Annotated in this window: 22 protein-coding genes and 1 riboswitch; of the genes, 14 read left to right on the top strand and 8 right to left on the bottom strand. The window is 57.0% G+C overall.

The window, feature by feature from the left end:
* Nucleotides 1-9: 9 nt before the first annotated feature.
* A complete protein-coding gene (gene ftsH, locus AC6T8Q_RS01915; protein ID WP_496920762.1) occupies nt 10-2,091 on the bottom strand; it encodes an ATP-dependent zinc metalloprotease FtsH in 2,082 nt (693 codons plus the stop codon).
* Nucleotides 2,092-2,426: 335 nt separating this feature from the next.
* Here ftsH and AC6T8Q_RS01910 point away from each other — a divergent pair, with 335 nt between their 5' ends.
* Genes AC6T8Q_RS01910 through AC6T8Q_RS01895 form a run of 4 tightly spaced genes read left to right on the top strand, consistent with a single transcriptional unit; the run spans nt 2,427 to nt 6,369 of the window.
* The gene (locus AC6T8Q_RS01910; protein WP_500677482.1) at nt 2,427-3,590 is read left to right on the top strand and encodes a 1-deoxy-D-xylulose-5-phosphate reductoisomerase; all 1,164 of its coding nucleotides are present in this window, start codon (nt 2,427-2,429) and stop codon (nt 3,588-3,590) included.
* Complete coding sequence (locus AC6T8Q_RS01905) at nt 3,575-5,707, top strand: site-2 protease family protein (RefSeq protein WP_500677481.1); 2,133 nt, start codon at nt 3,575-3,577, stop codon at nt 5,705-5,707. The genes AC6T8Q_RS01910 and AC6T8Q_RS01905 overlap by 16 nt, the downstream gene beginning before the upstream one ends.
* 51 nt (nt 5,708-5,758) lie before the next feature.
* The gene (locus AC6T8Q_RS01900) at nt 5,759-5,986 is read left to right on the top strand and encodes a type II toxin-antitoxin system Phd/YefM family antitoxin (protein WP_500677480.1); all 228 of its coding nucleotides are present in this window, start codon (nt 5,759-5,761) and stop codon (nt 5,984-5,986) included.
* Nucleotides 5,983-6,369, top strand: coding sequence for a type II toxin-antitoxin system VapC family toxin (locus AC6T8Q_RS01895; RefSeq protein WP_500677479.1), 387 nt, complete (start codon nt 5,983-5,985; stop codon nt 6,367-6,369). The genes AC6T8Q_RS01900 and AC6T8Q_RS01895 overlap by 4 nt, the downstream gene beginning before the upstream one ends.
* 7 nt (nt 6,370-6,376) lie before the next feature.
* Here the strand turns inward: AC6T8Q_RS01895 and AC6T8Q_RS01890 are convergent, their stop codons facing one another.
* Complete coding sequence (locus AC6T8Q_RS01890) at nt 6,377-7,579, bottom strand: molybdopterin molybdotransferase MoeA (RefSeq protein WP_500677478.1); 1,203 nt, start codon at nt 7,577-7,579, stop codon at nt 6,377-6,379.
* A 167-nt stretch (nt 7,580-7,746) separates the two neighbouring features.
* Nucleotides 7,747-8,331: an anthranilate synthase component II gene (locus AC6T8Q_RS01885; RefSeq protein WP_500677477.1), complete on the bottom strand. Its 585-nt coding sequence runs from the start codon at nt 8,329-8,331 to the stop codon at nt 7,747-7,749.
* A 600-nt stretch (nt 8,332-8,931) separates the two neighbouring features.
* Between AC6T8Q_RS01885 and AC6T8Q_RS01880 the strand changes: the two genes are divergently transcribed.
* Nucleotides 8,932-9,987 carry a hypothetical protein gene (locus tag AC6T8Q_RS01880; RefSeq protein WP_500677476.1) on the top strand — a complete coding sequence of 352 codons (1,056 nt, stop codon included), beginning with the start codon at nt 8,932-8,934 and terminating at the stop codon, nt 9,985-9,987.
* A gap of 507 nt (nt 9,988-10,494) precedes the next feature.
* On the opposite strand, the gene AC6T8Q_RS01875 is transcribed toward AC6T8Q_RS01880, so the two are convergent.
* Nucleotides 10,495-11,814: a voltage-gated chloride channel family protein gene (locus AC6T8Q_RS01875; RefSeq protein WP_500677475.1), complete on the bottom strand. Its 1,320-nt coding sequence runs from the start codon at nt 11,812-11,814 to the stop codon at nt 10,495-10,497.
* Between the two features lie 86 nt (nt 11,815-11,900).
* Nucleotides 11,901-11,974, bottom strand: a riboswitch (Fluoride riboswitch).
* A 143-nt stretch (nt 11,975-12,117) separates the two neighbouring features.
* Between AC6T8Q_RS01875 and AC6T8Q_RS01870 the strand changes: the two genes are divergently transcribed.
* From AC6T8Q_RS01870 to AC6T8Q_RS01845, 6 genes are all read left to right on the top strand, one after another.
* Nucleotides 12,118-13,038, top strand: coding sequence for a PSP1 domain-containing protein (locus tag AC6T8Q_RS01870; RefSeq protein ID WP_500677474.1), 921 nt, complete (start codon nt 12,118-12,120; stop codon nt 13,036-13,038).
* Between the two features lie 73 nt (nt 13,039-13,111).
* Nucleotides 13,112-13,555 carry a Minf_1886 family protein gene (locus AC6T8Q_RS01865; protein WP_496920754.1) on the top strand — a complete coding sequence of 148 codons (444 nt, stop codon included), beginning with the start codon at nt 13,112-13,114 and terminating at the stop codon, nt 13,553-13,555.
* A 46-nt stretch (nt 13,556-13,601) separates the two neighbouring features.
* On the top strand, nt 13,602-13,772 hold the full coding sequence (locus AC6T8Q_RS01860) for a hypothetical protein (protein WP_500677473.1): 171 nt from the start codon (nt 13,602-13,604) through the stop codon (nt 13,770-13,772).
* Between the two features lie 105 nt (nt 13,773-13,877).
* Nucleotides 13,878-14,165, top strand: a complete 288-nt coding sequence (locus tag AC6T8Q_RS01855; RefSeq protein WP_496920752.1) for a co-chaperone GroES — start codon at nt 13,878-13,880, stop codon at nt 14,163-14,165.
* 160 nt (nt 14,166-14,325) lie between these two features.
* On the top strand, nt 14,326-15,405 hold the full coding sequence (locus AC6T8Q_RS01850; RefSeq protein WP_500677472.1) for a prenyltransferase/squalene oxidase repeat-containing protein: 1,080 nt from the start codon (nt 14,326-14,328) through the stop codon (nt 15,403-15,405).
* A gap of 159 nt (nt 15,406-15,564) precedes the next feature.
* Entirely contained in the window at nt 15,565-17,847 is a 2,283-nt protein-coding gene (locus tag AC6T8Q_RS01845; RefSeq protein WP_500677471.1) for a hypothetical protein, read from the top strand.
* A 51-nt stretch (nt 17,848-17,898) separates the two neighbouring features.
* Here AC6T8Q_RS01845 and fadA read toward each other — a convergent pair whose 3' ends face one another.
* Together fadA and AC6T8Q_RS01835 are read right to left on the bottom strand one after the other, a co-directional pair.
* Nucleotides 17,899-19,056, bottom strand: coding sequence for an acetyl-CoA C-acyltransferase FadA (gene fadA, locus AC6T8Q_RS01840; protein ID WP_500677470.1), 1,158 nt, complete (start codon nt 19,054-19,056; stop codon nt 17,899-17,901).
* The gene (locus tag AC6T8Q_RS01835; RefSeq protein WP_500677469.1) at nt 19,053-21,191 is read right to left on the bottom strand and encodes a 3-hydroxyacyl-CoA dehydrogenase NAD-binding domain-containing protein; all 2,139 of its coding nucleotides are present in this window, start codon (nt 21,189-21,191) and stop codon (nt 19,053-19,055) included. The genes fadA and AC6T8Q_RS01835 overlap by 4 nt, the downstream gene beginning before the upstream one ends.
* A gap of 109 nt (nt 21,192-21,300) precedes the next feature.
* Between AC6T8Q_RS01835 and AC6T8Q_RS01830 the strand changes: the two genes are divergently transcribed.
* Together AC6T8Q_RS01830 and AC6T8Q_RS01825 are read left to right on the top strand one after the other, a co-directional pair.
* Nucleotides 21,301-21,804, top strand: a complete 504-nt coding sequence (locus AC6T8Q_RS01830) for a DUF4430 domain-containing protein (RefSeq protein ID WP_500677468.1) — start codon at nt 21,301-21,303, stop codon at nt 21,802-21,804.
* Nucleotides 21,805-21,873: 69 nt separating this feature from the next.
* The gene (locus AC6T8Q_RS01825) at nt 21,874-22,428 is read left to right on the top strand and encodes a DUF6580 family putative transport protein (protein WP_500677467.1); all 555 of its coding nucleotides are present in this window, start codon (nt 21,874-21,876) and stop codon (nt 22,426-22,428) included.
* Between the two features lie 86 nt (nt 22,429-22,514).
* Here AC6T8Q_RS01825 and AC6T8Q_RS01820 read toward each other — a convergent pair whose 3' ends face one another.
* Nucleotides 22,515-23,873, bottom strand: a complete 1,359-nt coding sequence (locus tag AC6T8Q_RS01820) for a hypothetical protein (RefSeq protein WP_500677466.1) — start codon at nt 23,871-23,873, stop codon at nt 22,515-22,517.
* A gap of 229 nt (nt 23,874-24,102) precedes the next feature.
* Here AC6T8Q_RS01820 and AC6T8Q_RS01815 point away from each other — a divergent pair, with 229 nt between their 5' ends.
* Nucleotides 24,103-25,035: a histone deacetylase family protein gene (locus AC6T8Q_RS01815; RefSeq protein WP_500677465.1), complete on the top strand. Its 933-nt coding sequence runs from the start codon at nt 24,103-24,105 to the stop codon at nt 25,033-25,035.
* A 56-nt stretch (nt 25,036-25,091) separates the two neighbouring features.
* Here AC6T8Q_RS01815 and AC6T8Q_RS01810 read toward each other — a convergent pair whose 3' ends face one another.
* On the bottom strand, nt 25,092-26,750 hold the full coding sequence (locus AC6T8Q_RS01810; RefSeq protein ID WP_500677464.1) for a hypothetical protein: 1,659 nt from the start codon (nt 26,748-26,750) through the stop codon (nt 25,092-25,094).
* Nucleotides 26,751-26,905 lie beyond the last annotated feature (155 nt).

Below are 26,905 nucleotides of genomic sequence, written 5' to 3'. Positions count from 1 at the left end.
CGAGCGGCATTAACCGCCCACCGAGGATGAGCCCCCGTCGGGTTCGGCGTCGGCGAGTTTGACCGAGCGGCGGGGTTCGCTGTCGGTGCCGGGGACGATCATGGGGCTTGGCGAATTTTCTTCGATGATCTTCGTGAGCGTTTCCGAGTCGATGACTTCTTGCTTCATCAGCTCTTCGGAAATCGCATCGAGCGCGGCGCGGCGTTTGGCCAGGATGTGACGCACCCGTTCCAAACCTTCGTCGATGATGCGTTTGACTTCTTCGTCGATTTCGCGTGCCGTTTGTTCGCTGTGGCTCGACATGCGGCCGTCGCCGCCACCCACCGCGAGGAAGGGGCTGCGATGACTTTCACGAAAGTTGACGCGGCCCAGGCGGCTCATGCCGAAATCCATGACCATGCTGCGAGCGATTTCGGTACCACGTTCCAAGTCGTTTTGTGCACCGGAAGAAATGTCGGCAAAGACGATTTCCTCGGCGACCGTTCCGGCGAGCAGCACTTGAATGCGGCTTTCGAGTTCGCCTTGCGTCATCAGGAAGCGATCTTGCTCGGGACGCTGCATCGTGTAACCGAGCGCGGCGAGGCCACGGGGAATGATCGAAACCTTGTGCACGGGATCGGTATTGGGGAGCGAATAAGCTACGAGTGCGTGACCAGCTTCGTGGAAGGCCACGCGGAGCTTTTCTTCTTCCTGCATGATCCGCTGTTTCTTTTCGAGACCAGCGCTCGAGCGTTCGACGGCTTCGTTGAGCTCGATCATACCGACCGCCTTCTTGCCGTTACGTGCGGCTAAGAGCGCGGCTTCGTTCACAATGTTGGCGAGGTCGGCACCGACAAAACCGCTGGTGATCGCGGCGACTTGTTTGACCTTCACATCTTCGGCCACCTTGATGTTCTTGAGATGCACTTCCAAGATATCTTCGCGACCCGCGACGTCGGGACGATCCACCAACACATGGCGATCGAAACGGCCCGGACGCAGCAACGCGGGGTCGAGCGTTTCGGGGCGGTTCGTGGCGGCCATCACGATGACGCCGCTGTTCGAGCCAAAGCCGTCCATTTCCACGAGCAGCGCGTTGAGCGTTTGCTCGCGTTCGTCGTGGCCACCGATTTGTCCGCTGCCACGGGTTTTGCCCAGCGCATCGAGTTCGTCGATGAAGATAATACACGGAGCGCGCTGCTCGGCTTGACCGAACATGTCGCGGACGCGCGCGGCACCCACGCCGACGAACATTTCGACAAAGTCGGAACCGCTCAAGCTGAAGAACGGCACGCCCGCTTCACCGGCGACGGCCTTGGCGAGCAAGGTTTTGCCAGTGCCTGGAGGGCCAACGAGCAGCACGCCCTTGGGAATGCGGCCACCCAGGCGTTGATAGCGATCCGGGTTCTTGAGGAAGTCGACCACTTCGCGGAGCTCGTCGACCGCTTCTTCAACGCCGGCGACGTCGTCGAAGGTGACATCAATATCTTCTTGGGCATAAAGCTTCGCGCGGCTGCGGCCAAAGGCCATCGGCGAACCAGCTCCACCCATGCGGCGCATCATCACCACCATCAACACAATTAGCAAACCGGTGAACGTGAGCGGCAGAATGTAACCCAACAGGGGGCTGGGTGATTCGGCCAGCGTGTGTTCGACGCCGGAGTCTTTGAGGACTTCGAGCAAAAGAGTTTCGTTGGGCAAACGATAGGTGATGAACTTGGTGACTTGCGGACCATTGGCCGCGGGGCCTTGGTTTGAAGAAGCTTGATCAGGATCAGGATTCAACGGTTCGACCAAGACCGAGCCGGTGACGTCGGTGGTGCTGACTTTGAGATCCTTCAATCCCGAAATTTTGAGTTCGGTGGGCGTGGTGTTGCGCGTGTCTTCGATGACGATGTAATTGTCTTCGAGATTGTCCTTCTTGCCCGTAATCGCGATGAGCTTTTCGAGATCGCTCCATTTGACAGTGAGCCGCGATTGCCCCTGCCAGATCGTGCCCAACAGAATCAATAGGGCCATGAGCCCTAGGACGTACCACACCAAGTTGCCGCTGGGGGTGTTGTTCTTTTTTTCGCTGGGAGTCTTGGTCGGTGTTTCGGGGGAATCTTCCATCGCGGTTCAATCTGTCGTGGTTCGAGGGGTCAGAATCGACGAGTGGGGCTCAAATGGCCGGTTGGGACATAATTCATCGTAAGTTAGCCTGCCGCAAAAGACAACGAATCCCCGCGGCTGGCTGCGGGCGTGCCGGACGGCTCGGGTTGTGACACTTCTACGTGAAACCTACAATACAGGGCTCAATTTCCCCTGCCGCCGCTGGCAAGATATTTGGCGATTGGTTGTTTGGCGGCTGGGCAGAAGAATTTATCATTACCTTCGCTACGCTCGCTACAAGCCGCAGGTGCGGTGCTTGCTGTGCCGAAACGACCGATTGTTTTGGGCCGATTTGCATGTCCTCATCACCCAAACGAATTGCTGTGCTGGGATCGACGGGGAGCATCGGGACGAATGCCCTCGACGTGATCGCGGCGAGCGAAGGACGCTTGCAGGCCGTTGCGCTCTCGGCACATTCCAAATTCAAACAACTCATAGCGCAAGCCTGCCAATTCCAACCTCGCTGGGTTGTGGCGACCAATGAACGCACGGCGGCCAATTTCGATTGGTCCGGTTTGCCCGCCGGCACGGAATTGTTGATCGGTGCCGAAGCCCTTAACAAAGTCGTGGCCGAGCCCGACGTCGACGTGGTGGTTGCCGCAATCGTGGGTCGCGCAGGGCTGGAAAGCACATGGGCGGCGCTCGATGCCAAGAAAACGGTGGCCCTGGCGAATAAAGAGACGCTGGTGATGGCTGGGCCGTTGGTGATGGAACTGTCCCGCGAGCGGTCGGCCGCCTTGCTGCCGGTCGACAGCGAGCACAGTGCCATTTTTCAAGCTCTCCAAGCGGGCCAACATCGCGAAATTCAGCGGCTGGTGCTCACGGCGAGCGGCGGCCCCTTTCGGCAAATGAGCTCCGAACAGCTCAAACAAGTGACCGTGGCCGAAGCCTTGGAGCACCCCGTGTGGGACATGGGGCCTAAAATAACAGTGGATTCGGCAACCATGATGAACAAGGCCCTGGAAATCATCGAGGCGCGGTGGCTGTTTGGGGTTGAGCCGGATCAAATTCAGGTCGTGCTGCATCCGCAGTCGGTCGTGCACTCAATGGTGGAGTTCGTGGATGGTTCGGTTATGGCGCAAATGAGCCCGCCCGATATGCGGCTTCCCATTCATTACGCGCTGCATTATCCGGAGCGAACGAAGAGCATCGCGGAACGTATGGATTGGAAGTCGGCATTTTCCTTGGAATTTTATCCGCCCGACTTAGACCGTTATCCCGCCTTGAAATTAGGGCACGACTGTGCCCAAGCCGGTGGCAGCTCGGGGGCCGTGCTAAACGCAGCGAACGAAGCTGCGGTTGGGGCTTTCCTGGCCGGTGAGCTACACTTTACCGAGATTGTGCCGGCTTGCCGGAGTGTATTGGAATCTCACAAATTTGAATCGCATCCCACACTCGACCAATTGATCGACCTTGATCGTTGGGCTCGAGAGGAGGTTACGCATTGGGTATTTGCTTGATCGCCGCCACGACACCCGTGGAATGGCTGTTGGTTATTCTTCAAGTTGGACTTGGCTTGGGGGCCGTGATCTTTGTCCATGAACTGGGGCACTTCGCCGTCGCGAAAATGTGCGGCGTGAAGTGCGAAAAGTTCTTCATCGGCTTCGACATCGGCGGCTACAAGCTCAGCCGCAAATGGGGCGAGACGGAATACGGCATCGGCATCTTGCCGCTGGGCGGCTATGTGAAGATGCTCGGCCAGGACGATAATCCGGCCAACATCGCCGAGCAGGTCCGCGAATCGCAAGTGCAAGCTGGCAGCAAGATCGCCACGAAAGAAATCGTCGGTCCCGACGGCACGAAGTATATGGTCGATAGCCGTAGCTATTTGGCTAAGAGCGTGCCGCAACGGATGGCGATTATTTCCGCGGGTGTGATCATGAACGTGATCTTTGCGTTCATCTTCGCCGTGATTGCTTACGGAATTGGCGTCCCCTACATTCCTTGCGTTGTATCGCAAACGTCGCCGGGTTCAGCCGCTTATCAAGCGGGCATTCGGACGGGCGATGAAATCACGAAGATCGGCGACATCGAAAAGCCGACATTCGTCGATCTGAAGAGCGGCGTCACGTTGGGTGATTTGGACAACGGCATCCCCTTTACCGTGCGTCGTGAGTCGACGGACTCCGAGCGCACCGTCGTGCTGAAGCCGAGTCAGGAATCAGGCGGGTTGGCGAAGGTTGGTATTTTTATGCCGCAATCGCTCCGCTTGAACGCAGAGTTTCCCGTGGCGGAAGATTCCGCCGCCGCAGAAGCTAAACCTAAATTCAAGGGCAACGACGATATCGTGGCCGTCAATGGCGTGCCGGTGGAATCGTACGCTGACTTTGTCGAGCAGATTGTCGATCGCGCCAACGAACCGCTTGAGGTGACCGTCCAGCGTGGCGGTAAAGCACCGTCGGATGATCGTTTCGGACCGCGCAAGGGTGGCGAAGAACTCACAATCACCGTCCCCGCCAAGCCGACGCGCAGCCTGGGACTCGTCATGGAGATGGGCAAGATCGTCGCGGTTGAAAAGGGTACGGAAGCCGACGAAAAGAAGATCGCTCCCGGCGATTTCATCGACAAAGTGGGCTATGGCAGTGGCGCTCCTCAGGATGTTGCCGAGGGCGAGCAGTTGTTTACCGATCCTATGACACTCCCCGAACAGTTGCGCCGGTTGGCTAATGAGAATCGTGACATTGAGCTGACGGTCCGCCGTTCGGCCACTTCGGGTGACGGTCGACAGGCAACTGAACCATTGACGTTGCGTCTCCGCGATGTGACCTGGCTTGAGCCAACCATCATTTTGAATGATCCGTTGAGCGTGCCGGCCTTGGGCATTGCCTATCGTGTGCTAAATCGCGTGAATCAGGTGATTCCCGATAGCCCTGCCGCTAAGGAAGGTATGAAGAGTGGCGACGTGGTGACTGCCGCCGAAATCATTTTCCCTGAGGGCGAGAAGAAGAAGCAGGAAGATGCGCCCAAGAAGATTACGTTCAACGAACAAGGGGGCCACAATTGGCCGGCGTTGATGCAGTTGCTGCAAAACTTGCCGAACGATGCAAAGGTGAAGCTCACTTATCAGCGCGGCGACGAAACTCTGACCGCCGAATTAAGTCCACAGATTGTGCCCGATAGTTTTGAACCAGAGCGTGGATTTCAGTTCGACCCTGTTCAACAGATGCGCCGAGCGACAAGCTTCAGTGAGCAACTCCGCTTAGGCTACCGAGAAACCGTCAACTCGCTGGGGATGGTGTTCCGCTTCTTGGGCAAGCTGGGCACTCAGGTGCCGCTCACGTCGCTGGGTGGGCCGCTCACCATTGCCCAAGCCGCCGGTTATTCGGCGTTTGAAGGTGTGGGCAAGCTCTTGGTGTTTCTCACGATGCTCAGCGCCAATCTGGCCGTGATCAACTTCCTGCCGATTCCGTTGCTCGATGGCGGGCACATGGTGTTTTTGGCATGGGAAGGCATTCGCGGCCGTCCCGCGGGCGAAAAGCTCGTGGTGGCGCTACACACGATTGGCTTTGTTTTCATCGTGTCGCTGATGCTGTTCGTGCTGTCGCTCGATTTGGGGCTGATCAATCGGAATTTGTAGTGTTTGGCCGAAACAAACTCCCGAGCTAAAATAGAACTAAGGAGTTTCGCCATGTCGCTCACGATCTCAATTGAACAAGCATCGACCCAATTAGAGGGCTTAGTCCGCGCGCTCGGTCCCCATGACGAGATCGTGTTGACCGATAACGACAAACCTGTTGCGCGGATTGTGCCAAATGGCGTTCAACCGAAACGCATTCCGGGAGTCTGGAAGGGAGTTCTTACTGTTGTCAGCGAGGATGACGAGCATCTCGAAGATTTCGCTGAGTACATGAAGTGAAATATTTACTGGATACTCAGGCGATCATCTTTTTTAACCTCGATGACGCGAGGCTCAGTGGTTTGGCAAGGGCCAGTATCACGGAGTCCGGTAACAGTCTTTTGGTGAGTCCGGCCAGCTATTGGGAAATGGCTATCAAAATTAGTCAAGGCAAATTAAAGATAGCAGTTCCCTACGAGGAGTTTTGGTATCTGGGAAATAATGCGAGCGGCTTTGAAATTCATCCTATTGAAATACGGCATACCAGTCATTTGATCCAAATGCCATTCCACCACAAAGACCCCTTTGATCGGCTTCTTGTGGCACAATCTTTGGTCGATGATATTCCCATCATCAGTAATGATGTGGTGCTGGATGCTTACGGCGTACAGCGCGTTTGGTAATGCGCCCTTACAACACCAGCGCATCCACCGGCGTGCCGACGGCGAGCTCATAGTCACCAGCTGGTAGAATCATCAAACCGTTGGCATCGGTGAGCGCGGCCAAGTCGGCGGAGCCGCGCCAGACTAAGGGTTCCACCGATTCTTGTCCCTGGAGATTGTGTTCCAAACGGCACGGATGATACGTGGGGCGATCGCCGCGATGTTTGGTAGGGGCGGTAAGTTGACCTCGCAACGGTTTCGCCGCGGCGAATTCTCCGCCCGCCAGCGCGGCCAAGACTGGCTTCACGAACAGCTGGAAGGAAACGAGCGTGCTCACGGGGTTGCCGGGCAGACCGAACACCAGCGTGCGGCGGCCATCGGCTTCGCGCACTCCGAACCACAACGGCTTGCCCGGTTTCATGCGCACTTTGTGAAAGACTTGTTTTACGCCCAACTCTGCCAGCACGGCGGGGACCAAGTCCATCACCCCCGCCGACACGCCGCCGGTGATCAGCAGAATGTCGGCAGCGAGCCCCGCGTCGATTTTTGTTCGTAGCTCGTCGACTTCGTCCCGCGCGATGCCCAGATCAAGGGGAGTCGCAGCGGCTTCTTGAATCGCGGCCACCAGCATGGGCCCGTTGGAATTGCGAATCTGTCCGGCGGCGAGCGGTTGGCTGCATTCGACCAGTTCGTTTCCCGTCGAGAGCACGGCGACGTGCGGTCGGGGAATCACGCTCACCATCCCCTGCCCCACCTCGGCCATCAGCGCGAGATCGATCGCGCGCACAATCTTGCCGGCGTGAACGACTTCTTCCCCTTGTTGAAACGAGCCGCCCCGTTGAAAGATGCCGGCACCCGGGGTACTTGGTTTGTCGGGAAGTCTCACGGTCGACTCATCGAGCCGTTCGGTGTCTTCGTGCTTCACGACCGCGTTGGCCCCGTCAGGAATCGGCGCGCCGGTCATGACTTGGATCGTCACGCCGGGCTCGATGGCGTGCTGAGGGACTCCGCCGGCGATCACTTGTTCGATGATCCGCCGCGTGGGCGAAGGGTCTTCGACCGCAATGGCGAAGCCATCGAGCATCGACTTGTCGAACGGCGGCGAATCCATGTCGCTCACAATCGGCTCGGCGAGTCGCAAGCCCAGCGAGTCGCCCAAGGGAACGCGCGCAACGGGGAGCGAGCGCACGGCTTGGCGAACAAGTTCAAAGGCTTCGTCGACGGTGATCATGGTACTTTTGAAAGGCCTTTCGTAAAGTCATCCTGAGAGAGCCTAGGCGACCGAAGGATCTAGTTAGCAACATCTTCACGCCATGAAACCGTGTCATGATTGAAGCTAGATTCTTCGGGTCGTACCTCAAAAAATTATTGCTGGCGCCTCAGAATGACATACATTTATTAGTTCACCGCCAAGAACCTTCGCAGCATATCCATCCCGGCGTGCGTGAGGAAACTTTCGGGATGGAACTGCACGCCGTAGAGCGGTTCGCTGCGATGTTCGACGGCCATGATCTCGCGATCTCCATTGGGGGCATCGCTCCAGGCGGTCATTCTGAGCACTTTGGGGAGCGTGTCGGGCTTGATGACCAGGCTGTGATAACGGGTCGCTTGAAATGGATTCACGATTCCATCGAACAGCGTGCTGTCGTCGTGATGAATCTGATCGACTTTGCCGTGCATCAAGCGCCCCGCGCGGACGATCTTGCCGCCGAGCGCCTGGCCGATGGATTGATGGCCCAGGCATACTCCCAAGATCGGCAACTTGCCGGTGAGCTTGCTGACGCATTCCACCGAGATGCCGGCTTCGGACGGGGTACACGGTCCGGGCGAGATGATCAGCCGGTCGGGCTTACGGGCGAGGATCTCGTCGACCGTGATTTGATCGTTGCGGTCGACGCGGATATCGAGCGTGGCATCGATTTCCCCCAGCCGCTGCACGAGGTTGTAGGTGAACGAGTCGTAGTTGTCGATGATTTGGATCATGTTTGCATTCTAATCGGGGAACGGGGGTTGGAGGATGGGGGAGAGAGGCTGGGGGCTGGGGGCTTGGGGGTGGGGACGATGGACTGTTGGACAAGGGGACGGGAAATTTACGGGCAAAGTTCACTTGGGATTGTTCGAATGTGCGAAAACTCCGGGCCATACTCCAAAAAAAGCAGCTATCGAAGCGGCCAACGATAACTCTATTTTTCGCCCAAGCGACCAAGAGTCAGGGGGGACTGTGGGACGATCGGACAATAGGACCAGAAACGCACGCAGCGGCAGCTTGACTCGTCCTTAGGTCCAAACGTCCTTAGGTCCGTTCGTCCTCGTTTCTAGCACAACGCGTGGCACAATTTCTACAAAATTTGGGGGGAATTTTGCTGTGGTGGGGAAGAAGAATGGCGGAAGAGTGGAAATAAAGATGGGCCACTTGATGTGTCGACTGTGAAAATCGCGTTTGCATTCCATTTGTGGAGCCATCGGTTTTCGCCGATGATCTCAAGCTGCCGTTGGATTAGGTGTGCATTGGCATCGAGCGAGTTAAATGCGTGAACTTATGTAACATAGATTTGTCTGCAAGAATATGTGAGAGGTCAGACGATGGGAGTTGCCAAATGCATATACTGCGGACGCTACTTCAATCCCGCACTTGGTGCTGGAGATCATGTACTTCCGTCAGCAATTTTTGGTGAATTTCAAGGTGATTCACGATTCCGTGGTTGCTGTTCTACATGCAACAATCATTTTGGCACCCTAGAGCAAATAGTAGCGCAAGCTGGACCTGAAGGTTATTTAAGAGGAATTGTTCTCGGAAAAAATCCAGGACGAAGGAAAGCTGCGGGAATTCAACAAAGAGGCGCTAAGAATAGCAAAGCACCTGTCCACTTGATTCTTCGTAACGAACGGTACGAACTTATAAAAATACAACCTGGAAATTTTAGATCTGCCGAGCCGGTAGATCATTTTAGAATTCTGGATGGTGATGGAAATGAATACTTTGTTCAACTCTATCCGAACATTACTCGGGAGCGATTGCAGGAAGCAATCGACTCTTTGGGTATAAGCGACATCCGCGAAGTCGCGTTTGATTGCGATAGCTCGCATTATACGTACTACAAAAAGCTCTCAAAGGAGCTTTTCAGCAGCATGACGAATTGGAGGAATGAACCAGGGACAGAACCGGGTAATCGGACCCTTCCGGGGCGCGTGAAATTCACTTTCTCGACCGACTATTTTCGGGCGATCGCAAAGATGGCGTTTCACTACTATTTAGTTCATTGCCGTCGCGGTTATGCAGGCGATGAAATGCAGTTTAAGGCCATTCGAAGCTTTATAAAGTGTGGTGGTGATTACGAGCAGTTTTTTGATCAGCCTGGACCTCGTTTCCACATGCCCTTTGGCGAGAACACATTTGTACCAACGAAGTGGTGTCACCTGTTGTGGGCATATGAAACGGAGAATCAAGTTTTGGTAGAAATGTATCTTTTCCTCGGCCCGGAACTCGTTCCGCCACCTCATCGAATCCAATTGTGCAAACTTTCCAGCGAATTGGTTCTGCCAGGTGGTGCATGGGGACACAGGTTCAGATATTTTTCGCAAGCTAAGGGTCGCTATTTAGGATGTGTAGAGCCGCTCGATGTCGGACGACTCGCATAATATTTGCTTTTTTGCCGGGTGCCACTGCTGGCTTGTCCAGCAGTGCCGTTGACGGCAGTGAAATGTGATATCTCTCACCACGGCGTGCGATCGGCATGGCCGTGTCAGCCACAACGTGGTGTCGCTATGAGAGCCCAGGGCGCAGCCCTGGGAAGACAGTCCGCCTCCAATGTTTTAGCCCTGAAGGGGCGACACTACATGGGGCTGCGTAATCGCGCCCCTTCAGGCTACGATCTCTTTAGCGACCAGAACCCAGGCCGTTGGCCTGGGCTATCATAGAGCCGACCTTTCAGGCCTTTTGGATTTTCGCCCCCGCTTCCGCGAGAGGTACACACTGCGCGGTGGTGAAGAATCTTTCGCGCGAAAATTTCCCAAACAATCCTCCCCTAGCCCCTCCTTGGAAAGAAGGGGGATAATATCGCCGTCCTGCCCTTCTTTCTTCGCATAGTATCCGCCGATATCAAACAGCACGCCAGTAATGCGAGGCTCAGTTGTCGATGATTTGAATCATGTCGCTATGTTAGCCCCAAATCCTTGCTCCGGCAGTGGCTCTCGGGCGCTCGGGGCGATCTTAGGGATGGCGATGCGTTGGGACTTGTAGATGCTCGAGTGACCGCTGAGCAGATAGGCCAACGAGCAGCCGGTGGCAATGTAAACGGCGTGTTCGGCGCCAAACAATTCAATTCCCATGACCGTGCAAGCGAGGGGCGTGTTCGTTGCCCCCGCAAAAACTGCGACAAATCCGATGGCGGCAAAGAGGTCGATGGGTGCCCCTAGGGCAATGGCCAGGGTGTTGCCGAGAGTGGCCCCCACAAAGAACAAGGGTGTCACTTCTCCCCCTTTGAAGCCGCTGCCGAGCGTGATCGCGGTGAACAGAATTTTCCAGAACCAGCTCCAGGTCTGCGAGCCACCGGCGGCAAAGCTGGTGACGATGCTCACCCCCTGTGAGTCTTGGGGAGGGGGCGTCACTCCGAGCCCCAGATAATCACGAGTTCCCAAAGCATAGGTGAGCCCGATCACCAGCAACCCCCCCACGACGGGCCGCATGATTGGCCAGCGAATCAATTTGGCGAAGCTATGCTTGACGCCATGCGTCAACTGCGCGAAGCAAACGCTGGCCAAGCCAAACGCAACCGCCGCCAACGCGACTTTGGCCAACAACAGCCAATCGTGGCGCGGAAGCGTTTCAATGTATTGATGGTAGTCGGTGTGATTCATTCCCCAGGCCGCACAGGTCCAATCGCTCACGATGCCGGCAAACAAACAAGGCACAAGTGCTTCGTGCTGAAAACGGCCAATCGCCAAAAACTCCGCGGCGAAGATCGCGCCGGCGACGGGAGTGCCGAAGACGCCGCCGAATCCGGCGGCCACCCCCGTGAGTAACAGTGTGCGATTGTCGAGCTTCGAGAGTTTCAGCCAGCGCGAGAATGTGGACGCGATGCTGCCACCCATTTGAATGGCTGTTCCTTCGCGTCCCGCCGATCCACCGCAAAGGTGGGTGGCCACGGTGCCAATCAGAATCAGCGGAGCCATCCGCAGACGCACTCCTTCGATCGGCTCGTGGATCTCGTCCATGATCAGATCGTTGCCCTTCTCGACCGATTTACCAAACAACCAGTAGAGCCCCGCGATTGCTGCCCCGGAAAGTGGCAAAGTCCAAAGCAGCCACGGTTCGGCATAGCGTGTTTGGGTGGCGACTTCCAAGGCCCACAAAAATAAGGCGCACGCCGAACCGATGACCGCCGCCACGGGCCCGGCCAGGCAGATCCATTTGAGCGTGTAAGTGAACAGTGCCCAGTGTTCGCGTGGATCCCAAATAAAGTGCATCGTTGCTCCCTAGTTTTGAGTTTGTAGGGAACACTGGTTCGCGGCAGCAGGCCGGAGAAGTGATTCCTACAAACATAGCGGTGGCCTAGTTTGTAGGAGTCATCAGCACGGGTTACAAGAGAACCCGGCGGTTATGGCGAACTCCATCGCCCGATCTCTATCAAGCTTAGATCGAAATCTGACTGCAAGCAAGCCAGTCCCAATTGCGTATTTGGGGCGATTCGGGGCCATGTTCGGCTACTAGTGGTACGATCTATCCGATATATTGATTGGTTCCTCAAACCACTCTTTCAGTGACCAGCTATGCCCAAGTATGTAGTGCGACATGGCGTGATGCGTGACCTCGGTGTCTTTGCGAGCCGGGGGAGCGATCTGTTTGCGCGCGGTACGCAAGTGATCGCGCGGACGGCACGCGGTTTGGAAGTGGGCGAAGTGCTGTGCGAGGCCAACGAGCTGGCCCTGGCGAACTTGCAAGATCCCAAGAACGGCCAGATCCTGCGCGAGCGCGACGCCAACGACGCCGGCGAATTACGCCGCTTGATGGAACAGCAGAAGCACGAACACGCGACCTGCCAACGGCATATCGAGCAATTGAAGCTCGACATGAAGCTGGTCGACGTCGAGCGGATCTATGGCGGCGAGCGGGTGGTGGTCTATTACCTGGCCGAGGATCGCATCGACTTCCGGCTGCTGGTGAAGAATCTGGCGACCGAATTTCAAACCCGCATCGAGATGAAACAAATCGGCGTGCGGGACGAAGCGAAACTGCTGGCCGATTACGGCGATTGCGGCAAACCGGTCTGCTGCAACACCCATCTGTCGGAAATGCCCCCCGTTTCGATGCGGATGGCGAAGCTGCAAAAGGCGACGCTCGACCCCAGCAAGATTTCCGGCCGGTGCGGGTGGCTGAAGTGCTGTTTGCGTTATGAGTACGATACTTACCAGGAATTGCAAAAAGATTTGCCACCCATCGGGGCGGATATTATCACCAGCGAAGGCCGGGGCCGGGTGCTGGCACAGGAGATTCTCGCCGGGCGTATCCTCGTGGAAATGGAGGACATGCGTCATTTGGCCCTGGATGGCTCGGCGGTGCTGACTGTCCTGAAAAAGGGTGGCTCGCGGAACGGCGGAAATGCGAAGAATCCGCAGCGGCAGGCCGATGATGATACGTCGGGCGAGGATTTCCCGTCACCAGATGCTGACGATTCTCCCGCGGGAGAGTAAGATTAACTGATGTAGGTGGCATTTCGATTCAGCATTTTCGATGCAGCACCGATAGCGATAAGCGACCACAATTATGACCATGCTTGACCCCGATCATCCGCTTGCAGAACTTTTGTGTCACGACAAGCGCTACGATTTGGATGCTTATCTGTTTGTGTTTGAGGCCCTGCGGCATGCGCAGGAAAAGCTCGGCATGGGGACCGAGTATTTTGCCGACGAAGCCGAAGAGGAAGACGAACCCGAACGGCACGTGACGGGGCAAGAGCTCTGCGAAGCGATGCGAGTTTATGCCCACGAGCAATACGGCTACATGGCCAAATGCGTGCTCAACAGTTGGGGCATCAAAAGCACGGGCGACTTCGGCGAGATCGTGTTCAATCTCATCAAGATCGAACAGATGCGCAAAACGCCTCACGATCGTCGCGAAGATTTCGACGACGTCTTTGATTTCGACGAAGGTTTTCAGCACAGCTTTCAATTCTCGCCTCTCGATCCGAGCGAGGAGCGCGATTATTGATGGGGACTGAGTCGAAGAGGACTGAGTTGCAGAGGACTGAGCATTGATGTCGGCCAAGAAACGGCAAGCCCCTCCGCCGACAGGCCCCGTGGGAACGGCTTCCCCCGCTGAAACCAACTTTTCTGGCCCGCGCCCCAGTCGTTGGCAACTGATTGTTTCCAGTGTTTTGATGGCGTTGTGGATGATTTTTCTGGCTTGGATGGCGTTTGGCGGTTGAACTTCTTGCCGCGCCGTTTTTCAATAGAGTGATTCGTTGAGGCAGAGCTAACGCCGCGAATCGAGTCTTTCAGCGCGGCAAGCATAAACGAGGACACTAATTGACATGAACGTGGTACCCATCGGGGATAATATTGTCGTCAAGCGCGTCGAAGCGGAAGAAACCACCGCGGGAGGGATCGTCCTGCCCGATTCAGCACGCGAACAGCCTCAACAAGGAAAAGTCTTGAGCGTGGGCGATGGCCCGCTGCTGCCCAGTGGCAAGCGCGGCGGCTGCGACGTGCAAGAAGGGGATCGTGTGGTGTTCGGCAGCTATGCAGGGCAAGAAGTCGATATCGACGGCGAGCAGCTCTTGATCTTGCGCTCAGCAGACGTGCTGGCGATTATTCGCTAAGCCAATTTGCCTGTCGACGAAGTGTCTGGCGGTGTCGCTATTTCTGACACGTGCCCATTGCCGAATCGCGCTAGGGGATTTTTCTCCCGTGGGTCGCTGCTGTAGGATAAAGAGTCTTACGGTCGAATCTCGACATTCCCCCGGCAGCGAGGAGTTTTCCATGCGATCCAGGCTTGTTGCGTTTGTAGTTCTGAGCCTTCTGTTTTTGGTTCAAGCGAATGTTTTCGCCGCGGAGGCCAAGGAACTCGTCGACAAAGGGACCGCGTTTCTCGAAAAGTCGCAGGCCGAGGATGGCTCGTTCAGTAGCGACAGCGGCACGGGCATTACTTCGCTCGTGACCACGGCGTTGCTGAAGAATGGCAAGAGCCCCGATGATCCGGTCGTGGCCAAGGCGCTCGGCTATTTGAAGCAATACGTGCAAGAAGACGGCGGCATCTACAAGCCGGGGAGCACCCATCGCAATTACGAAACGTGTTTGGCCGTGGTGGCCTTTCACTTGGCCAACAAGAACGGCGAATACGACGACCTCGTCAAGAACGCCGAAAAGTACATCAAGGAAGTTCAATGGGATGGCGGTGAAAATCACGACGAATCGAGCATGAACTACGGCGGAGCCGGCTACGGTTCGCACTCCCGGCCTGACTTGTCGAACACTTCGTTTTTGATCGACACGCTCAAAGAATTGGGCGCGAGCGACGATGACCCCGCGATTCAAAAGGCGTTGGTGTTTGTGTCGCGGTGCCAGAATCTGCCGACGGAACACAATGAAACCGAGTACGCCGACAAGAATCCCGACGGCGGATTTTATTACACGATTGCCGCCGGGGGATCGAGCCAAGCCGGTGAGGAAGAAGATGGCGGCTTGCGTAGCTACGGCTCGATGACTTACGCAGGTCTCAAGAGCATGATCTACGCCGGCGTGAAAGCCGACGACGAGCGCGTGAAGGCGGCGCTCGAATGGATCGCCAAGAATTACACGCTCGCTGAAAATCCCGGCATGAAAGACAGCGGGCTCTATTACTACTATCACACGTTTGCCAAGTCGCTCAACGCCGTGGGCAAACCCGAGCTGGTTGATGAAGCGGGCAAGGCCCACGACTGGAAAGCCGAGTTGGTTGAAATTCTGGCCAAGCAGCAGAAGCCCGATGGCAGTTGGGTGAATGCCCAGCCGCGCTGGTTGGAGAATGATCCCAATCTGGTGACAGGATATGTGCTGCTGGCACTCTCCTACGTTCAGTAGTTTCTGATCGCTAAGCCGCGAGCGGCTGCTAGCACATCCGCGGGAATGCTCTTTGCCCGCGTACGGCCATTTGCTACACCTCGCCGCGCGAGTCGCGCCGAGGTGCGCCGACGCACGCGCCCTTTTTGGTAAACGCTTGGCATTTTTCAGGGTTCTCCCATGGAAACGAATCTCACCACTGGCCGTCCTTCTCTTGTCCGTCGCCTGATGTGGCCCGCCACGTTGGCGGTCACCGTCCTTGGCGCGAGCTGCGGCGGCGCTTATTGGTGCATAAACGGTTCAGCCGAAGCGGACACCGAAACGGGCAACTCGCTGCGAGCTCATTCCGCCAAGGAACAGCTCAAGAATCTGTTCGCCGAGGAGAAATCCGAGCCGGAAACCAGCAACGATACCCAAGATCCTTTTGGCAATACGTTGCGTGACACTCAGCCCACTCCGGTCGTTCCAGTAGTTGGCGACCGCTATGGCAGCTACGCACCGCAGCCCGCTTTGCCACCTTTGGAAGAAGAACCCCAAGCACCGGTCGAGGACGTGACTCGAGGCCAAGGGCCCGATGCGAATCCGCTCCGCATGGCCGATACCAATGTGCAACAAGCCAAGGCTGAACTCGAAACAACCGTCCCGGAAACACCGGCGGAGATCGCCGACACGCGCGAAGATTTCGCCACCGCTTCGCCGCTTCCCGTGAACACGCCGACTCCCGCCGAGCCGTTGGCACAAGAACCATCCAATCCGTTGGCGTCTCCGCTGCCTCAATCGCAGCTGCCAGAGTCAGCTCCCTCGGTCACCACCGCAAATCCGTTTGCGGCCGCGCCGATGCCGGTGAGCAACAATCGCTACGGCGCGCCGGCAACTGTCCCCACGCCGAGTTTGCCTCCGGTCGTGGATATGGGTGCAGCGGATGCGCAAATCGCTTCACGTCAACCGATGTCGGCCTTCCCTGTGGATGCCGCCCCGCTGCCCACTCCAGCCGAATCTCAAATTGCCAACGACGAACCGACGAACACCGGCATTACGCCGACTCCTGGCTTGGCTTCGCAGCCAGGTTCAGGCCGTCCCGGCGAACGCGTGTTGGAAGGGGCGCAAACCCCTTCGCTCACGATTTTGAAACTCGCTCCTCCTGAGATTCAGGTGGGCAAACGGTGCACGTTTGGGATTCGCGTGCAGAACAGTGGTCAGCGGACCGCTCAGAACGTACAGGTTCATGATGAAATTCCTTTGGGAACGGAGCTCGTCGGCACGGCACCCCGTGCTTCGGTTTCGGGTGGCAAGGTCGTGTGGGATCTCGGCACCTTGTCGGTCGGTGAAGAACGGACCGTCGAAATGGAATTGATTCCCACCGAAGAAGGTGAGCTTGGTAGCGTCGCCACGGTGACGATGGCCGCTCAAGCTTCGGCCAAGGCTCGCTGCACTAAGCCCGAACTCGCTTTGCGACTTTCTTCGCAGCCGCAAGTTCACGCGGGCGAGCAGCAGATCGTCCTAGTAGAAATCACCAATCCCGGCAGCGGCGAAGCGACCGGCGTCATGATTTTGGAAACGGTGCCCACTGGCGTGACGCACGAAGCGGGGCCGGCGCTGGAATTTGAAATCGGCAATCTCGCCGCGGGTGAAACACGCCGTTTGGAATTGGTCCTCACTGCCGAGCAAGCGGGCCGCGTCAAAAACACGATGACCGCCAAAGCGGATGCCGGCTTGCACGTCGATGCGAGCTGTGAATTTGAGATTGTTGCCCCCGATTTGCAGGTGACTGTGGAAGGCCCGGAACGCCGGTTCCTCGAACGTCCCGCGACTTACCAAGTGAGCGTCGACAATCCTGGCACGGCGCCGGCGAAGGAAATTCAACTCGTCACGCATTTGCCCAAGGGCTTGCAGTTCGTGAGCGCCAACAACTTGGGTGAATACGATGCCGCGGCACACAGCGTGATTTGGAGTTTGGCCGAACTCCCCGCCAATGAGCGTGGCACGGTGGAACTCGTGGCCTTGCCCGTCGAACCGGGGCAGCACACGTTGCAGGTGAGCACCAAGGCACGTGATGGTCTGAACGACGAAATTCAAAAGCAGGTCACGGTCGAAGGGATCGCGGCGCTGATGTTTGAAGTCGTTGACCGCGATGACCCCATCGAAGTGGGTGGCGAAACGGGCTATGAGATCCGTGTTGTGAATCAAGGTTCCAAAGCCGCGGCCAACGTGCAAGTGGTTGCAATCATGCCCCCCGGTCTGCGAGCACTCTCGGGTCACGGCGACACACGGCATGCGATTCAAGGGGATCGCGTGGTGTTCGCTCCCCTGCCCCAATTGGGTCCGAAGGCCGAAACCACGTTCCGCATTCAAGCGCAAGGCATTCGTGACGGCGATCACCGGATCAAAGTGCAAATCACGACCGACGAAATGCGCGAGCCGATCACCAAGGAAGAAAGCACCCGCGTTTACGCCGATCATTAAAACCACTTGTGGCTTAGCGAGAACTATTCGAGCGCTAAGCCGCGAGCGGCTTTAGACGCGCTCGAAGATGGTGGCGATGCCTTGGCCGATGCCGATGCACATCGTGGCGAGTCCTAGCGTGGCATCACGATCGATCATGTTGTGAATGAGCGTCGTGGCGATGCGCGCGCCACTGGCCCCCAGCGGATGACCGATGGCGATGGCCCCGCCACGGACATTCACCTTCGTTTCGTCGAGGCCGAGCATCTGAATGCAGGCCAGCGATTGCGAAGCGAACGCTTCGTTAAGTTCCACGAGTTCGATGTCGGCAAGCTTGAGTCCCGCGCGCTGGAGAGCTTTCTGCGTGGCGGGCACGGGACCGGTTCCCATCACCGCGGGATCAACTCCAGCCACGGCCGTAGCCCGCACGCGCACCAACGGCTTGAGACCCAGCGATTTGGCTTTCTCTTCGCTCATCATCAAGAGCGCCGCCGCGCCGTCGTTGAGTGGCGAACTGTTGCCCGCCGTAACCGTGCCGATGCCGGGCATGAACGCCGGTTTCAACGCCGCGAGCGCTTCGAGGCTTGTGTCGGGGCGGATGCATTGATCGACCGTGACGGAGAGCGGCAGCCCCGCTTCATCATGACCCCAGACGGGAATGATCTCACGGGCGAGTTCTTTCTTTTCAGTGGCGGCCGCGGCCTTTTGATGGCTTGCGAGCGCAAACTTATCTTGAGCTTCGCGGCTGATTCCCTGCGACTGGGCCAGGAACTCGGCCGTGTAGCCCATGTGGAGGGCACCCTTGCTTGTGGCATGGAACAGCTTGGGATTGAAGTCCACACCCGAATCCATTGGGATGTGCTGCATATGTTCCAAGCCACCAACGATCTGCACGTCTTCCGCCCCGGCGATGATCGCGTGGGCTGCCTGATTGATTGCTTGTAAGCTGCTGCCGCAAAGGCGATTGATGGTCGCGCCCGCCGCAGTGGAAGGCAGCCCCGCCATGAGGCTCACGATGCGGGCGATATTAAAACCTTGCTCGCGCTGTTGCTGCGTGTTGCCCAGCACAACGTCTTCAATTTCCTGGGGATCGATACCCGTTCGTTCGACAAGGGCCTTCACCACAATCGTGGCGAGGTCGTCGCTCCGAACAAAGCGATACACGCCCTTCTCGGCACTCGAGCGACCAATGGCTGTGCGGCAGCAATCAACGATAACGGGGGATTTCATGATGACTGCCTCGCATAAAACTTCTCGCCGCTCGCCGCGTGCTCGAGCAACAACGGCGTTGGCTTAAATCGCTCGCCCAGGTGTTCGTACTTCTTGAGTTTCTCGACAATCGCCGCCGCGCCGAGTGTGTCGGCCCAAAAGAAGAGGCCCCCTTTGAACGGAGGAAAGCCGATGCCGAAAATCAACGCTAGGTCCACGTCGCGAACATCGCTCACGATGTTTTCTTCGAGCAAGCGAGTTGATTCGAGAAACATGGGTAAGAACAGCCGGTCGACGAGATTGTCTTTGGTCTCACCTTTGGCGTGTTTCTTGATGATCTCAGCGGCCGCCGCTGAGGGTTGCGATTTTGATCGGCCTTTGCTGTCGGTGGCGTAGTCGAAGAACCCTTGGCCATTTTTTTGGCCGAGTCGTTTGGCTTCGACCATCGCGGGCAAAATCTTCGAGGGAACCACGCGATCCGGAAACGCCCGGGCCATCACGTTGCCTGCGTGCAGGGCAACGTCGAGCCCTACGGTGTCGTACAACTCGATGGGACCCATCGGCATGCCGAAGCCCGTGGCCGCTTTGTCGACGGCCTTGATCGTGGCTCCTTCTTCGAGCAGCAAGAGCGCTTCATTCATATAGGGGAGCAAAACACGATTCACCAAAAAGCCGGGGCCATCGTTCACCACAATCGGGGATTTGCCAATCGCCTTTGCATAAGCGACGGCGGTCGCGATCGTGCCAGCAGAAGTTTGCTTGCCGCGAATCACTTCCACGAGCGGCATTCGCCGCACGGGATTGAAAAAATGCAACCCGCAGAACCGTTCGGGATGTGTGAGTCCGTGGGCGAGCGTGGTGATGGGGATCGTTGAAGTGTTCGAACAAAGCAAGGTTTCTTCGGCCAGTTGTGGCTCGATCTCGGCAAAGAGCTCGTGCTTCACATCGGCGCTTTCAAAAACGGCTTCGATAACAAGGTCGGCGTCTTCGAGGTCTTCGTAGCTTTGCGTCCCTTCGATAAACGGCAGAAAATCGAGGGCCTTCTTAGCATCAGGACCTTTGGTTTCTTTGTTGAAGCTGACTTCGGTGATCACCCCCTGCACGCCGCGATTAATGGCCGCGTCGTTCATGTCGGTGAGCGTGACGGGAATCTTGCGTTTCACATTCGCGGCGGCGATCCCCTGCCCCATCGTGCCCGCGCCCAGCACGCCAACTTTTTCGATCTTCCGCGGCTCGGTGGCAGGAGGCCCCGTTTGCTTCTTGTTGGCGTCCTGCAAGAAGAACACATTGAGCAGCGCACGATTGACGGGCGAACCGAATAAGTCGGCGAACCCTTCAGCTTCCATTTGGCAGGCCGTTTCGAGATCAACCCCCGCCGCGCCGAGCATGACTTCCAGGGCCGCGAGGGGCGCAGGATAGTGCCCTTTGGTTTGGCCCTCGATGTAGGCACTCGCCGTTGCGCCGAGAAACGCAAGTTCGGTGTCGCTTATCGTGATCGGCTGCGACCAAAGTTCGCGATCTTTCAAATAACTCTTGGAGACGTTTTCGCTGCGAGCAAGTTCCATCGCGGCGTCGAGCAGCTTGTCAGCGGGCACGCCAATCGCTAGTCCCATCTTCTCGGCGGCGTTGGTATCGATGTTCTCGCCGCTGGAGACCAACTCCACCGCATTGCCGATTCCCACAATCCGGGGCGTGCGCGCCGTGCCACCCCAACCGGGGAACAAGCCGAGCTTCACTTCAGGGAAGCCGTAGCTCGCCGCTTCGCGAGCCATGAGGCGGCGATCGCACCAGATCGAAAGTTCCGCCCCACCACCGATGCACAAACCGCCAATGGCCGCGATGGTCACAAAGGGGAACTTTGCCAGGCGGCCAAAGAGCTCATGGCCATGGCGCGAGACGGCTATCACATCGGACTTGGGCTTGTCGATATCGGCGACGAATTCACGCAGGTCGGCACCGGCGATGAAATTGCCAGGCTTGGCCGATTGAATCACCAGCCCCGCCAAGCCTTTACGAGCTTCGAGTTCGTCAAACAGTTTGGCGAAGTCCGCTAGCGTGCCACGTGACAAGATGTTGACGCTTTTCTGCGGGTCGTTGATCGTGATCACCGCCACATCGGGCTGGGGGAAATCGAGCGTGAGAATCGAGTCAGCCATCATTGCTCGGCAGTTTTGAGGAAGTCAGCGGGACAAGGAAATTTGGGGACAGGGGAATCAGCAGAAACGCGGTCGACGGCGTTTCCCCAAAAAGTTATCGTTTTATTCTATGGCAACGAACCCAAATGGCCCAGACGCGACCGAGGACGCACCCCCACCCCGGCTGTGGTTATTTCCATTTTTTCTTGCGCTCATCTTGGGGAGCTTAGTGATTTGGGATCGCGCGCGGGAGCATCCTGCGCTGTCCAAAGCGCCCTCGTTGGAATGGACCCCCAGCGATAAGCCCACCGGCGAAGTTGTGCAGCTAGAAATCGATTTTGGCAACGGTGCCAAGCGACAATTCGATGCCTTGCCTTGGAAAGCCGGGATGACCGCCGCCGACGTGATGGCGGCCGCGCGTGACTTTCAGCCTGGGATTACCTACGAACAGATCGGCGAAGGTGAAGGTGGTTTTCTCACACAATTGGAAGGGCTCAAGAACGAGGGGGCCAGCGGTCGAAATTGGCGATACGAGGTTGCTGGCACGCCAGGAACCAAGAGCTTTTGCCTGCAAGAAGTCGCGCCCGGCGAGCAGGTTCGCTGGTGGTTTGCGGGGGAAGATGAAGGGCTGTAGAATAGGCGGCATACTGCCTTTCGCACAAATCTTTGCGCCCGGTCGCAAGTTTTCATTCAGGAACCCACCATGTCGAAGCGAGATACCCTCCGCGATCTGAGCGTCTTTTTCCTTCTGTTGGCGATTGGTGTGGTTGGGCGTTGGAGTCAGCCTGATTGGAACTTCACACCGATTATGGCCGCCACGGTGTTGGGTGGCTATTACTTCCGTTCGATGTGGTTGGCGGCGTTGCTGCCGGTGGGGATTCTCACAATTTCCAACTTCGCCCTCGACGGCTACGAGAACGTGTTCGTGCTGCTCTCGGTTTATTTCATGATGATCGTGCCGATGGCGCTGGGTCGTTGGACTCGTGGCGCCGAAGGCTGGCAAATCGTGGGTAAAGGCATGCTCTGCGGCTTTGTTCCCGCCACGGCGTTTTTCATCGTGACCAATTTCGTCCACTGGGCCTCGACCAGCATGTACGCACACACCTGGGAAGGTTTGACGAATTGCTATGTCGCGGGCTTGCCGTTCTATCGCACGATGCTCGCCGGCGATGTTTTCTACCTCGGCTTGCTGGCCGGTAGCTTGGCATCAGTCGGATTAAAGACCCCCGCCTTCGCTCGCGAGCGCGTGAAGAAGTAAACGACTTAACCATTCAAAACAAAGAACGCCCAGGGATGGCCATCCCTGGGCGTTTTGCGTTCTTAGTGATTCACTCTCTTGGCTGCTTAGTTCTCAGCCAACGCTTTGTCTTCTTTTTCAGACGCAGCCGCAGTTTCTTCTGCCGGCTTGGCCACGGGGACCAACTGTTTGAGGGCCGTCTCTAACTCGATAACTTTATTGGACACCGACACTTCCGTGGCATCTTTATTTTCCATAATCTGCATGGTTGGCACCATCTCGTTGATCATGGCATCCAAGCGAGTTTTGGGTTCATCAGCGAGACCGGCCTTTAAAGACGCGCTTCCCGTGTCGATGCTGTAGAGTCGAGCGAAGACCTGACGGCGCTCGAAACGGGGTCCTGTCTCTTCTTCCCCGTCTCCGTATCCGCGACCGCCACCATATTCACCACCACCGAAACCTCGACCACCCCCACCCCCGGGACGGCTGGAAAAATCAGCACCCTTCAAGGCTTGTTTTTGGTAATCGCGAGCGAGCGTTGCCGCTTCTGTCACGACATCGAGAGCCAATTGCGCCATGGCATCTACGGCTGCGTTGCCGTCGATGTCGGCATTCGCGGGATAGGTGATGCGTTTGAGTGCGGCGGCGGCATTGCAGCGTTCATCGAGGTCAACTTTTTTGTCGGCGATCAATGCGGTCAGCGCGGCTTGTACTTCTTTCGTGGGACCTTGCTTGCCTTGATTGGCAAGCACCTGAGCCGCGGTGCGGCGGACCCAGTCATGCACGTCGCCATCAACATCCTCGGGAGTGGGACTGCCCGCGACTTTGATCATAGCGGCAGTCAAGCGTTGATTCAGACTGGGATCGATTCCATAGCGGGACTGTCGTTCCAGGCCGATCAAGGCGCCGAGCTTCACCGATTCGGGCATAGGAATTCCATTGAATTCGTCCTTCTCGACAAGTTCCAAAAGTTCTTGGGTTGCCTTGGGCATAGGAACTGGCGGTGTCGTGCCACTGGCCAGTTGTTGATCGAGATCGCCCAGCATCAGCACGGCGTTGTAGCGCACAGCAGGATGAAAATTGCCTCGCGCCATTCCGCGGGCGTAGGTGAAGATGATTTCATTGATAAAGTCTCGTGTGCCCGCGTTCGGGACCTGCTGCAGAAGCTTAAACAATTGTTCGCGCGACTTGCCGAGTTCCTTCAACGCGTCTGCCGTGAAGAGAGTCATGGTCGGCAAGTAGTAGCCCTTCAGATATTTTTCGACGTCGGCCTGAGAGGCTCCCAGGCCAGCGGGATTTCGCGCCGCGGAAGCAAAAGTCATTCGCAAGCTGTTGGCATCCTTATCGACGGGTAACGTCTTATAGCCTTGGGCATAAGTGGCGGTCGACAGAAAGGCGAACACAACGGCCAGTGCGGCGCATAGTGCGCTGCAACGGCGTACGACGAGATGAGATTTTGTGAACATGGCCTCTGTTCCTTAAATGTTCCTGCCGCGAGATGCGTCGACCGACCGGCCGCGCGAGCGAACCTATCTATTCTAAGGTTGGAGTGCCCCGCCGCAAAATCGCCATTCGCGTCCGGGATTTTTCTCGTACGCAAGCCGTTGGCTCGTAACGTGTTAGCTTGTTTTCGCTCTGGCCAGAATTCTCGCGGCATGTCAAGCTAAAGGAACTGTCCCTTGAGAGTTCCCTGTCATGACCCTGCTCTACACTTCGGCAAGATTTCTGGATCACAACACCGGCCAGCATCCCGAGCGTGCTGAGCGGCTCGTGCAGATTCTCACCAAGCTCAGCGAAAGCGGCCTCGCGGAGCGCTGCACTCGCCCCACGTGGCAGAGAGCCGAGGATGAAACTCTGGCCACGGTGCATACGACGGAGATGATCGGCGCACTGCAGCACCTAGCCGCAAGTGGTGGCGGAATGGCCGATGCCGACACAATCGTGGGGAGCGAATCGGTCGATGTGGCCAAACTCGCGGCGGGAGCCGTTTGCGATGCGACCAAGCGCGTCCTTAGCGGCGACGATTCCCGCGCGTTGTGCTTGGTCCGCCCGCCGGGGCATCATGCGCTGCGTGACGTGGCCATGGGATTTTGTCTCTTCAACAACATTGCGCTGGCCGCGCGGACCGCGCTTGACGCGGGTTTGCAACGCGTGCTGGTGATCGATTGGGACGTGCATCACGGCAACGGCACGCAGGCGATTTTTTACGAAGAACCGCGAGTGGGATTTTTCTCGGTGCATCGCTGGCCGTTTTATCCCGGCACAGGAACGGCCGACGAAACCGGTACGGGCAAAGGATTGGGCACGACCCGCAATCTGCCGGTGATCTTCGGCACGTCGCGCCGCGAGTATCAAGACATCGTGCGAAGCAGTCTGGAAGATTTCGCCGCGAAGATCAAACCGGAACTGGTGCTCGTGAGCGCAGGTTTCGATGCGCATCACAGCGATCCGGTTGGTTCGTTGGGTTTGGAAACCGAAGATTTTGAATGGCTCACACAGATGTCGGTCGACATTGCCAACAGCTATGCGCAAGGCCGTTTGGTGAGTGCGCTCGAAGGGGGATACAATCCTCTGGTGTTGGCACAATGCGTCGCCACGCATCTGGAAGTGCTGTTAAAAGCAGCGTAGCCCCCAGCGCAAGCTGGTGGGTTTTTTTGCACGGCTGCTGAAGCAGCCTCGCCGGATCAGTTCACGAATGTCGGTTTCGGTGGCAACTCGAACTTCGGCACCGGCACACGGATCACCAAATCGGAGTGCTCATAATCAACATTGCCAGAATTCGGGGTGACCCATTCGCCGCCGATGATCGAGCCATCGCGGTCGGTGCCGCCGTCGTCTTTGCCGTCTTCAAACACGCTGTAGAGCAAATATCCTCCATCGGGTTTACGCTCGTAACTAAACGGCTTGTCCGAATAAAGATCGTTCGGAACTTTGTCGAGCACGCTCGGCACAAGCTGCGCAAGTTTTTCAGGGTACTCCCCTTGCTCGGCGCGATAGACGGCAAGCGCCGCCGCCACGCGGGTGAGATCGAGCACGGCGATGGCTCGATCTTGGGCCTTCATGGAAGCATTGAGCGCGGGCAGCATGAGGCTGACCATTGTGTCGGCAACCAGTGCGGACCGGACTTCGGCGTTAATAAAGCTGGCCACGATGCGAGCCGGGTCCCCAGCCGAGCGGGCGAGTTGCGAAATATGGTGGTCAAGATTCGACGTCGCACGCATGCGCTCGGCACGGTCGGGAATGCTCGCGGTTTCCACCAACCGATTGTAAATCGCATTGGCGGAGCGCAGCACGTCGTTCCAATTCATTGGTGCTTGGCTGTAGAACAATAGCGCGGGAGTCGTCACATCGGTCCCCGCGTTTTCCAACGTGCTGAAATCGCGCTGCAACATCACGACCATGTCAGCAAAGAAGACGCGTTCCCCTTGGTCGAACGAACGCACCACATCGGAAGGGATTTTGCGTTTCTGCAAGTAATCAAGCACTTCGCGGGCGAACTTGGCATCGGATTCGTCAAGTTGCAAGAGCGTCACCGTGCGGCTCAAAGCCGTGTTGTCGATCGCGATCGCGACCAATTGCTCGACGAGGGTCATCCCCCGTCCACAGTGAGTGGCCAATTGAAATGTTGTTTGCAGGTCCTGCCAGGCCTCCGCGCGTTGGCCTTGGGCGGCGTACCACATTGCTCGGATACAAAGCGCCCGTGTGGCCCCGCGCAAGTTTTGTACGGCCGGCAACAAAATTTGAATAGCGCCTTCATATTTTGGACGTAACAACGAAGGTGAAGGAGACCACCACATCGGCCTTTGACTAGCCTCGGTCAAAAGTTCAAATGGTTTTGCGTTATGCTTCACCCAATCGGCAAGCGGCGGAATCTGCTCGCTCGTCCAAGGTCGGCTCATGGCCAAATCGATCACTTCTTCTGCCGAGTTGTCGATGATTTGTTGATTCGTCGGATTCAACAACACATCGGACTCAGTCGGGGTGAGCCCTGCTTGGTATTGCGTGGTGAGCCAGTACGACACCAAACTGCGGACGGTCTTGTCGAACGGATCTTGCAGACTTTCGGTCGTGCTGGGCATTTGGGCAAAACCCAGGGCATCGCTCATCGCGAGCCAATCGTTTTGGGAAAGGCCCGTGGGCCAGATGGCTTTCCAAAACGGCACGGCGCCATTGTTGTCGTGCGTGACTCCCTCGCGGCCTAAGTCCCGCCAATAGGTTTGATAATCGGGCAACCCATCGTCGCTGAGCGGCGCGGTGATGACGGTCGTCTCTTCAGAAACAACGAGCGGCGGATTCGGGCCGAAGTACGACAGTAAAACGGAAAAGGCAAATTCCAAAAACACGTGTAGAAACCTTATCAAAGCGGTGGAACCATCCCCCCAGTAGATGGGGCAATCCTGGCAGTTTGTTTAAGAATAAGTGAATTTCTCTCTCATTTTGCGGCTCATGGGCCAGCTATAATGCGTGGGCATTAAAATCGATCAAGCAAACTTGAATC

This window comes from Bythopirellula sp. (assembly GCF_041737835.1).
Taxonomy (GTDB): domain Bacteria; phylum Planctomycetota; class Planctomycetia; order Pirellulales; family Lacipirellulaceae; genus Bythopirellula.
Note: the sequence above shows the minus strand (reverse complement) of the source record. Positions and strands in the feature narration are given on the sequence as shown.